We start from the raw sequence: 8535 nt of genomic DNA on the forward strand, positions 1-8535 counted from the left end.
TAGGTCGCGCTGGCCTCTCCAGCCCCGTAGCATCCGGCAAGGCACGTCGGCATGCCATCGCGCCGACGATGGGCGCATGTGCGCGACTATGCCATCGTCTGATATGGTGCGGCGTGCCCTCGCGTTATGTCGGCGATCGCATCCCGCATGCCTGCGACTCCAGCTTGGATCGGAACCGCCATGTCCCTCGCAAATCGTGCCGCACTCGGCGCCTTCGCACTGATCGGTGCCATCGTCGTAGTGCTGCTTGCCGGCTTCGGCTGGGCAGCAGGCTGGCTCGGCACCGGCCGCACCAGCGGCGGCGACATCACCGCCGCGCTGGAGGCCAACAACGGCGGCGTGGAGCCCGGCTATCGCCGCGCCCATGCCAAGGGCCTGTGCTTTACCGGCGACTTCGCCGCGAACGGCAGGGGTAGTTCCCTGAGCACGGCGAGCGCGTTACGCAGCGGCACCTATCCGGTGCTCGGACGCTTCTCGCTGGGCGGCGGTAACCCGCTCGCAGGCGATGGTCGCAACGTGTTCCACTCGATGGCGCTGCTGCTGAAGACGCCCGATGGCCAAGAATGGCGGATGGCGCTGGACCATACCCCGATCTTCCCGGTCGCCGACGTACCCGCCTTCCTCGCCCTCCAGCGCGCGACTACCCCCGATCCCAAAACCGGCAAGCCCGATCCGGCGGTGCTGCAGCCCTTCCTGGCCGCGCATCCGGAGGTGAAGGCGTTCCAGGCCTATATGGCCAAGGCGGTGCTGCCGAGCAGCTTCGCCAACGCGACCTATTACAGCATCAACGCCTTCCGCTTCACCGATGCCGCCGGCGCAACCCGCTTCGTACGCTGGCAGTTCGTGCCCGAGGCGCCGCTCGCCGGCCTGGACAAGCAGCATCTCGACCAACTTCCTCGCGACGCGCTGTTCCAGGAGATGCTGGCCCGGACCGCCAAGGCGCCCTCGCACTGGCACCTGCAGCTGGTGGAAGCGAACCCGGGCGACGTGACCGATCGGGCAACTGCCGCGTGGCAGGGGCCGCACCGGTCGATCGATGCCGGTACACTGACCATCCGCGCCGTCCGGCCCGAAGAAACCGGGGCGTGCCGCGACCTCAACTTCGATCCGACGATTCTGCCCGCAGGAATCGCGGTCTCGGACGATCCGCTGCTCGCCGCGCGTTCCAAAGCCTATTCCTCCTCGTTCACGCGGCGCGCCGGCGAAGGGCCGCACCCCAGCGCCGTCGGCGAGGATCTCGCCAAGGAGAAGCAGCAATGAGCCGCGCATCCCCCGATTTCCACCCGGCCCTGCGCCTGCTGCACTGGCTGATGGCAGCGCTGGTGCTAGCGATGCTGTTCATCGGCGTGTTCATGGTTTCCACCAGCGGCCCGGCCTATGTGACCCTGCTCGGCCTGCACCGTCCGATCGGCATTGCCATCCTCGCGCTGGTGCTGCTGCGCCTGCCGCTCCGCCTCGCCACCGGTGCGCCCGCTCTACCGGAGGATCTGGCGCCGGCGCAGAAGCAGATCGCCTGGGGATCGCATGTGCTGCTCTACGCCACGCTGGTCACCCTGCCGCTGATCGGCTGGGGCATGCTCTCCGCCGGCGGATATCCGGTGCGCCTCTGCAGCGGCATCGTGTTGCCGCCGATCCTGCCGCATGACCTCGCGCTCTATGCGGTGCTGCGCGCGGCGCACACCGCGATAGCGCTGGCATTCTTCGCGCTGATCCTGCTGCACCTCGCCGCAGCGCTGATGCACGGGCTGGTGCGGCGCGACGGCGTGCTGCGGAGCATGACCACCGGGCACCGCCGCCCCCCGGCCCCGCCGACAGCTAACGATGACAAAGCCGAGGAAAACGCTACGCTTCCGACATGACCCTCGAACAGCTTCGAATTTTTGTCGCCGTTGCCGAACGCGAGCACATGACCCGCGCGGCCGAGGCGGTTGGCGTTACCCAGTCCGCCGCGTCGGCCGCCATCGCCACGCTGGAGGCGCGGCACGCCATCAAGCTGTTCCATCGTGTCGGCCGCGGCATCGAGCTGACCGAAGCCGGCCGCTTCTTCCTCGGCGAGGCGCGCGCGGTCCTTGCGCGGGCGGCCGAAGCGGAGCTGGCGCTGGGCGACTATGCCGGGCTGAAGCGCGGGCATCTGCGGCTCGTCGCCAGCCAGACCATCGCGGCCTATTGGCTGCCGGCGCGGCTGGCCGCCTTTCACCGCCGTTATCCGGAGATCGAGCTGTCGGTGGCGATCGCCAACACCGAAGGCGCTGCCCGCCAAGTCCGCGACGGCGAGGCCGAGCTCGGCTTCGTCGAGGGCGCGGTCGACGATCCGGCGCTCGCCCACTGGAAGGTCGGCGAGGACCGCATGCTGCTGGTGAGCAGCACGCCCGCCGAGGCCATCACCAACGCCTGGCTGACGGACGCGCCCTGGGTGATGCGCGAACCCGGCTCCGGCACCCGCTCGACCTTCGAGGCGGCGATCCGGGACCGCGGTCTGGACCCGCGTAACCTCAACGTCGTGCTCACCCTGCCCTCCAACGAGTCCGTCCTCGCTGCGGTGCGGGCTGGAGTGGGCGCGGCGCTGTTGTCGCAACTCGTTGTTGCGCCGCTGCTGGAAGCGCGCGCGCTGTTCGCCTTGCCGCTTGCCTTGCCTCCGCGGCTTTTCCACGGGCTGCGACAGAAGGAGCGCTACCGCAGCAAGGCGGCCGACGCGTTGCTCGAAGCCATCGAAAGCTTCGGCGCGCAGCCGGACTGGGTGATCTGATCGCGTCCGTACGCGATGCCCGCAGCCACGAGGCTCAAACCGCCTGCCCGCACAGCTCGGCCAATTTGCGCGCCAGAACCGCCTCGTCAAAGCGATGCGGCTCGAAGGCATCTCCTCCATCGAAGAGGCCAACACCTTCCTCCCCTCTTACCTCCTGCGCCACAATGCTCAGTTCGCCTGCCCACCTGCGGACCCTCGGGACGTTCATCGGCCCCTCGCTCCGCACGAGAATGTGGAAGCCGAGATGGTCTGGCGCATCGAGCGCTCCGTCACTGGCGCCCTGACTGCATTACAACAAGGCAATGTTCATCCTGGAGCCGACGCCGCTGGCGCGCACGCTGGCCCGCAAGCGTGTCCACGTATGCGAATTTCCCGACGGCCGCATTGAGGTGCGGCACGGAGAAGTGGTCCTGCCCTACCGCGTCTACGACAAGATGCAGCGGGTCAACCAGGCAGAGATCGTCGAGAACAAGCGGCTAGGCGCTGCGCTCGCCATGGCGGCGGCAATCCAAGCCGTGACGCCTCATCATCGGCAGAGGAACAACAATGCGCCAGCGCGAGACTCACGGTCGGTCGGCATTTTTGCCCCTCCCCCTCCGACCGAACCAAAGATCGATCGCCGTACGCTGTGCACGCCCAAGCTGAAGCGAATTCGCCGCGTTAACGCCGACGAGCCCGCCACCAACGCGGCACCGTAAGGGGGCCGTAGGCAGCGCGACGGCAGCTCTGCCCGAAAAAGCTGCCGGTCCGCTCCCGCCCAGTTCCGGACGTCAAAGGGCGCGGCGAACAACCGAGAACGACGGCGAGCCACCGGTTAACACATCCATGCACCCCCACCCTGTCACGAACTGGTATTGGGTCACAGGCCCGCTGACATCCTTCCACACTTCTGACTGATCGCGGCTAAATCGAGCACCCTCCAAGCGGTAAGCAAAGTGGTTAGGAACTAAACCTTCATTCGGCGTGTCTTCCTCTTCGGTGCTGATAGCCATCTCATCTGAAAGTCTTACGATGCATGGGCGATCGAAACTCACACGGAGTGCGTGCGCTGCGTCGTCTGGCAGGATAAAGTCAGCGGCTATTCCGTTCGTCTTCCATTCGAAGGCAAGAATGTCGCTGGCTACCGCTCTAAGGTGAACGCCCGTCTCGATAGGTATGTAGGTTGGCATAGGGCTATCCTGACTCGCTGCGCCGATGTCCGCAATCCACCAATTTCCGCCGCCGACCGGGCTCATCGAGGGTCTGTACGGCTGCGTCCGCTTTTGGGGAGGTCAATCGCCTCCTTGGATGTCCGACTTTGGGCGCGCAGCCGCCAACTGCCCGTCGTGTGGGAAAATCGCGCTTCGTTATCCTTCTTTGTTACCGCCCCTTATGCAAAATTGCGGGCAATGCGGTGGTGAGGAGGAGATTGGAATGAGCGCTAGCACTACGGAAGAGGACATCAGATCTGAACGAGCGGAATTGCACTTCCTCGCCGCCCTGGTTGAGGAGCTGATGCGGAAGATGCACGTCGCTGGGGTGCTCAGCCAAGCGGAGCTAAACGAAATCGAGCAAGCCGTTGCTCAGCGCCTTGGAGGCACGCCTCGAGCTTGGTGAATTTGCCGACGATGTCCGTGAGAGCGTGAGAGTTTGCGGGAAAAATAATCTTTCATGCGGGCCAAGGTCGCCAGCCGCGCTCACGATGTCACCGATTGGAGAGTGGAGGCCAGGCTAAACCTAATCCGTGGGCTGCTCCGCGCTCAAAATTTTTCACCCATTTAGCCCGATTCCAAGCGCTACCCTCTATATGGTAAAGGAAACGCTAACAGCGAGCCTGTCGATGATGAATTTCGTAGCCGTCCCTCTCCCCGGAGAGCGCTCTTCTCGAGAGCTCAGCCGGGGTCGTGCCGTAGACGAACTGCGTCATTTTGAGGTCTGCCCCATGTGCGGACAAGCAGTCGACCGCCGCGACGACCTTTCCGTGATGCACCATATACCTCTGGGCCACGCGCCGATGCCTCGCCACTGATTTGGCTCACCGGTAGTGCTGAAGGCGTTGCGCTTCTGGGAGCTGCGATGCCCGCCGCAAGCCGATACGCGTTTCCACCTAAACTGACGTTTACCACTTCGTTAACTGGTTAACGGCATTTTTCCCTGGTGCCCGGGCGTCACGACGTCTGGCCGCGAACCAGGGGAAGATCATGACGTCCAAGACCACGCTCGCGCTCGAAGCGGCAGTTGCAATCATCCTCGAGAACCGTCCCAAGGACGGTGCAAGGCCGACCAACCGGCAGCGTGTCAACGTGGACCGCGCTCATGCGCAGATCATGAAGCTCATCGCACCCCGTGTTCGCCACTTCGTGCGGCAGTACGGGCTTATCAATTATTTCGAAGATGCTGAACAGTGCTGCGCCATCGCCGTGCATCGCGCGGTCGAAGCGTATGAGCCAGAGAAGGCGCAGTTCACGACGTTCGTGAACTGGCAGATCCGAGGCGAGCTCCAGAGCCTACGGTTCCGCGTGATGACCGATCAGCGGCCGTCCGCGAAGAGGGTTGCCGCCACGACGGTTTCTCTCAACGCTATCATGGACAGCGACGGTGAGATGGGTTCGTTTCTGGACGCCCTCGAGGATGAGTTTGCCGTCGAGACAACGGAATCCGCCGCTTCGGAATATCTGGCAGACGGAGCAAAGGCGTCTCTGATCGATGCCTATGTCGATCACCTGCGCACGGTGGGAATGGAGGCACTCGCCCGCCGCCCGCTGCCCAAGCGTAAGGAGGCTGCCCTTCGCAAGGAGCTGCCGCGCCTCCGCGTGAACGGCATCGCTGCGGCGGAACTCGAGAAGCTGGAAGCAACAATCGCGCGGGAGCGCGAGATCGTCGAGGGTCGCCTTTTCAGCGGCACCAGCCTCGAGCAACTCGCCGCCGAGACGGGTGTGACCGCAGAACGCGTTCGGCAAATCACGAAGCGCGCTGCCAAGGCGATCGCCGGTATCGCCGCCGCAGACCCGCGCTTTACCATTATGACCGAGGCTGGTCGGCCCGCTTCAAAGCGGCCGCAGGCTCGCGCTAGCAAGGCATCTATCCTCGCCGATGCTGCACTTCCGCACAATCGGCTGTCGCACGTTGCTGCCGTGGATCAGTTTGGACCGGACTACCAGTCCGCCTTAGACGCTCCCGCTGCGCTGATGCAGTGACTGCTCCTATACGCTGGCGGCCCTGCGCGCCCGGGTCTGCCTCTGTTTACCGGTTATCAGGATGATAACTGTATCTTGTGCACTCGATGGATCTGGGGTCGCGTGCATGGGTGAGGTGAAGATGCTTGTGCCTAACTCCGAAGGCGAGTCCGTCGGTGTCGGGAATGCCACGCTCCGCCGGCTGAGCACCGCGCTGCCGGAGAGCGCCGTTTGGGCTGCGGCAAGGATCATCTTCCAGGATACGTCAGACGAAGACCTCAGATTATTCAAAAAGCATGCGTTTTCGCTCGGCATGGCCTCAATCGCTGACTTGATAGCCATCGAAGCTCGACGTCGCGTGGCGATTAGCGCCAGGTAGTCGACAAGCCCATTTGCAGTAACTACGAAGCTTCCGCCCGACCAGTTCCGGCACGTCCGAATATGTTCGTCGAGGTCAGCCGCCTCAATGTCAGAACCTGCGCACCCGCCGATGTAAACCTGCCCGACTCCGGGAGGAAACGTGCCGCTAACGTCGCCTTTCAACACGCTGAAGCAGCGCCGCTCAACACATCCGATAAGATCGGTTCACTCCGCACCTCTTTCGCGCAACTCTTCCTCAGCAGCATCACCAGTACACCTCAAGGCTTCAAGCTCCTCCTCAGTCTTTGTCTCGATGCCGGCGATCTCATTGCGAGCACCCCGGATTGCGTAGACGAGCTCATCCATCTTGAGATGTAACGCCTGCTCGCTACGCCGCTGGCCATTTAACACCATCTGCGTGAGCGTGATCGAGGCGACTGAAAGGATTAGCGTCAGCGTATTCTCACCGGCCTGTCCGGCGCGCAAGAACCAGACGGCACAGAAAATAGCCACCAGGAGGATCGCGAGAGGCGAGCCTGACAGGTTCGCCGTGCGGCTCGCCATCCGGCTCGCCCATTCATTCGCTTGCTTCCACATTAGCCGGGCATACAGCGCACCGGATGGGTGGGCTAGGTCAAGAAGACATCAAGGGCCTTCGAAGCTGCAGTTGCGTCCAGCAGCTGTGATTAAAGAGGAAGCTTGCATCTCCTGCCTCGAGTGACCTTCGTCGGCGCTACGGCTTCTACGATCAAGGCTCGTAGAAGCCGCGCTGGTAGGTGCTGGGATGCTCTATCTCGACACCAGGGGGAGGGTTAGGGCGGCATTGAATGCCGCCCAATAAACGTCATTTCGCCAGCGAGTTAGCCATGTTGAGGTGCGCAGTGACAGTTGGGATCAGCTGGGTCGCGAAGTTACGCAGCGGCTGGGGCACCTCTTGGTTAGAAGCATTTGCCTTTAGGGCATCAAGCGTTTGCTGATGCGCTTCGACCTGAGCTGCTGCGTACGCTTTGTCAAAGGCCGTACCGTCTGCCGCCTTCAGCTCATCCAGCTTCTGCTGCTGCGCCGCCGTTAAAGCGGGATCCGGCGTGATCGCCGGGCTTGCGGCTGCGGCCGCCGACTTGAGCTTCGCCGTGGACTCGGTGTGAGCCTTGATCATGCCGTCCGCAAACTTCTTGACGGCGGGGCTGCTCGCCTGTTTCTGCGCGAGACGAGAGCTCGCAATCTCGAACGCGTCGCTGGCCGCCGCCGCGTTGGCGAAGGCTTTGCCCGCCGGCGCTGGTGCCGAAACGCTGCTATTGGCGGCGGCTTCGGTGCCCGCATCCGCATTGCCGGTGGCGATCACCGTGTCGGACGTATGGGTTTCCGTCTTCGACCCACAGCCGGCAAGTGCGACTGCCGCGATGCCCAGCATTGTCCAGCGTACAGCGTGCATTCTTCTCTCCATCTCCGGCCTGACTTGAGCAGGCAACGAGGGGAACGCGGGCAAGAACACGCCGTTCCGCCGAACCTGGGGTTGCGCAGAGCGTTATGTGTTTGGGCGCACGAGCCTCGCGAGGAGAAAGTATGAGTATTTTCAGCAGCATCCGGGACCGGATCTTCGGCCACAAACCTACTGGAGCCCAAACACCGTCCAGCCAGGCGGCTCCGAGCCCTTCTGCGGCGCAAGCCCCCGCCCCCGCCACGCCCCCCGTGGCCGCCCCGTCTGCGCCTGGAGCTAACGCTAGCGTTGACGTTGGCGCCGTTCTCTCAGAGATGGCGTCAATGAGAGACGGGGGCGGCAATTACCAGCAATCGATCGTGGATCTGCTCAAGCTCTTAGACCTGGATTCAAGCTTGGCGGCACGAAAAGAGCTTGCTGAGGAGCTAAATGTACACGCGGGAGCGGACGGAAGCGCGGAACAGAACATTGCACTACACAGAGCGGTGATGGCCAAGCTAGCCGCCAATGGCGGTGTCGTACCAGATAGTCTCCGAAACAGCTGATTTGGAGCGCGGAGGTGGATTTGCCTCCGCGCTTACCGGCGCCGAAGACCGAACCTAAGCCCTCGAGACCAGCGTCTTATTGCAGAGTTTTCTGTCGGACCTACGAGGCAGGCGCGAAGGAATGTCCGCTTCCAGGAACGGCGTTCCGGGCGCTGAATGTCCGAAAGTGGGCGCGCTGCTGCCTGGTGCCCCTGCCCCCCCCCTGTCTGATGGGATGGTGGTATGAAGAGGTTGCGGAAGGGAGCCCGTCCCCCCCGAGGGTCTGGAGCCCGATAGGGAGCAAGGGTCCCT

The 8535-nt window shown here is 63.5% G+C and carries 10 protein-coding genes; 7 read left to right on the top strand and 3 right to left on the bottom strand.

The features are described 5' to 3' along the window. The first annotated feature begins 180 nt into the window (after window positions 1-180). From ABIC65_RS21010 to ABIC65_RS21025, 4 genes are all read left to right on the top strand, one after another. Window positions 181-1260: a catalase family peroxidase gene (locus ABIC65_RS21010; protein WP_354311367.1), complete on the top strand. Its 1080-nt coding sequence runs from the start codon at window positions 181-183 to the stop codon at window positions 1258-1260. Next, the gene (locus ABIC65_RS21015; protein ID WP_354311368.1) at window positions 1257-1859 is read left to right on the top strand and encodes a cytochrome b; all 603 of its coding nucleotides are present in this window, start codon (window positions 1257-1259) and stop codon (window positions 1857-1859) included. Before ABIC65_RS21010 ends, ABIC65_RS21015 begins: the two co-directional genes overlap by 4 nt. After that, on the top strand, window positions 1856-2746 hold the full coding sequence (locus tag ABIC65_RS21020; RefSeq protein ID WP_354311369.1) for a LysR family transcriptional regulator: 891 nt from the start codon (window positions 1856-1858) through the stop codon (window positions 2744-2746). Before ABIC65_RS21015 ends, ABIC65_RS21020 begins: the two co-directional genes overlap by 4 nt. 302 nt (window positions 2747-3048) lie before the next feature. Beyond that, window positions 3049-3444: a hypothetical protein gene (locus ABIC65_RS21025; RefSeq protein ID WP_354311371.1), complete on the top strand. Its 396-nt coding sequence runs from the start codon at window positions 3049-3051 to the stop codon at window positions 3442-3444. A 72-nt stretch (window positions 3445-3516) separates the two neighbouring features. Here the strand turns inward: ABIC65_RS21025 and ABIC65_RS21030 are convergent, their stop codons facing one another. After that, window positions 3517-3981 (bottom strand): hypothetical protein, encoded by a 465-nt coding sequence (locus ABIC65_RS21030; RefSeq protein ID WP_354311373.1) that lies wholly within the window; start codon window positions 3979-3981, stop codon window positions 3517-3519. Window positions 3982-4926: 945 nt separating this feature from the next. Between ABIC65_RS21030 and ABIC65_RS21035 the strand changes: the two genes are divergently transcribed. Beyond that, the gene (locus ABIC65_RS21035) at window positions 4927-5922 is read left to right on the top strand and encodes a sigma-70 family RNA polymerase sigma factor (protein ID WP_354311374.1); all 996 of its coding nucleotides are present in this window, start codon (window positions 4927-4929) and stop codon (window positions 5920-5922) included. 106 nt (window positions 5923-6028) lie between these two features. Then, window positions 6029-6280 carry a hypothetical protein gene (locus ABIC65_RS21040; RefSeq protein ID WP_354311376.1) on the top strand — a complete coding sequence of 84 codons (252 nt, stop codon included), beginning with the start codon at window positions 6029-6031 and terminating at the stop codon, window positions 6278-6280. 206 nt (window positions 6281-6486) lie between these two features. Here ABIC65_RS21040 and ABIC65_RS21045 read toward each other — a convergent pair whose 3' ends face one another. Both ABIC65_RS21045 and ABIC65_RS21050 read right to left on the bottom strand, forming a co-directional pair. Then, window positions 6487-6858 carry a low affinity iron permease family protein gene (locus ABIC65_RS21045; RefSeq protein WP_354311378.1) on the bottom strand — a complete coding sequence of 124 codons (372 nt, stop codon included), beginning with the start codon at window positions 6856-6858 and terminating at the stop codon, window positions 6487-6489. Between the two features lie 247 nt (window positions 6859-7105). Next, on the bottom strand, window positions 7106-7693 hold the full coding sequence (locus tag ABIC65_RS21050; protein WP_354311379.1) for a DUF4142 domain-containing protein: 588 nt from the start codon (window positions 7691-7693) through the stop codon (window positions 7106-7108). Between the two features lie 131 nt (window positions 7694-7824). On the opposite strand from ABIC65_RS21050, the gene ABIC65_RS21055 reads away from it, so the two are divergent. Continuing rightward, window positions 7825-8244 (top strand): DUF3597 family protein, encoded by a 420-nt coding sequence (locus ABIC65_RS21055; protein WP_354311381.1) that lies wholly within the window; start codon window positions 7825-7827, stop codon window positions 8242-8244. Window positions 8245-8535: the final 291 nt, after the last annotated feature.

Origin of the sequence: Sphingomonas trueperi (genome assembly GCF_040545665.1) — a bacterium.
Taxonomy (GTDB): Bacteria; Pseudomonadota; Alphaproteobacteria; order Sphingomonadales; family Sphingomonadaceae; genus Sphingomonas; species Sphingomonas trueperi_B.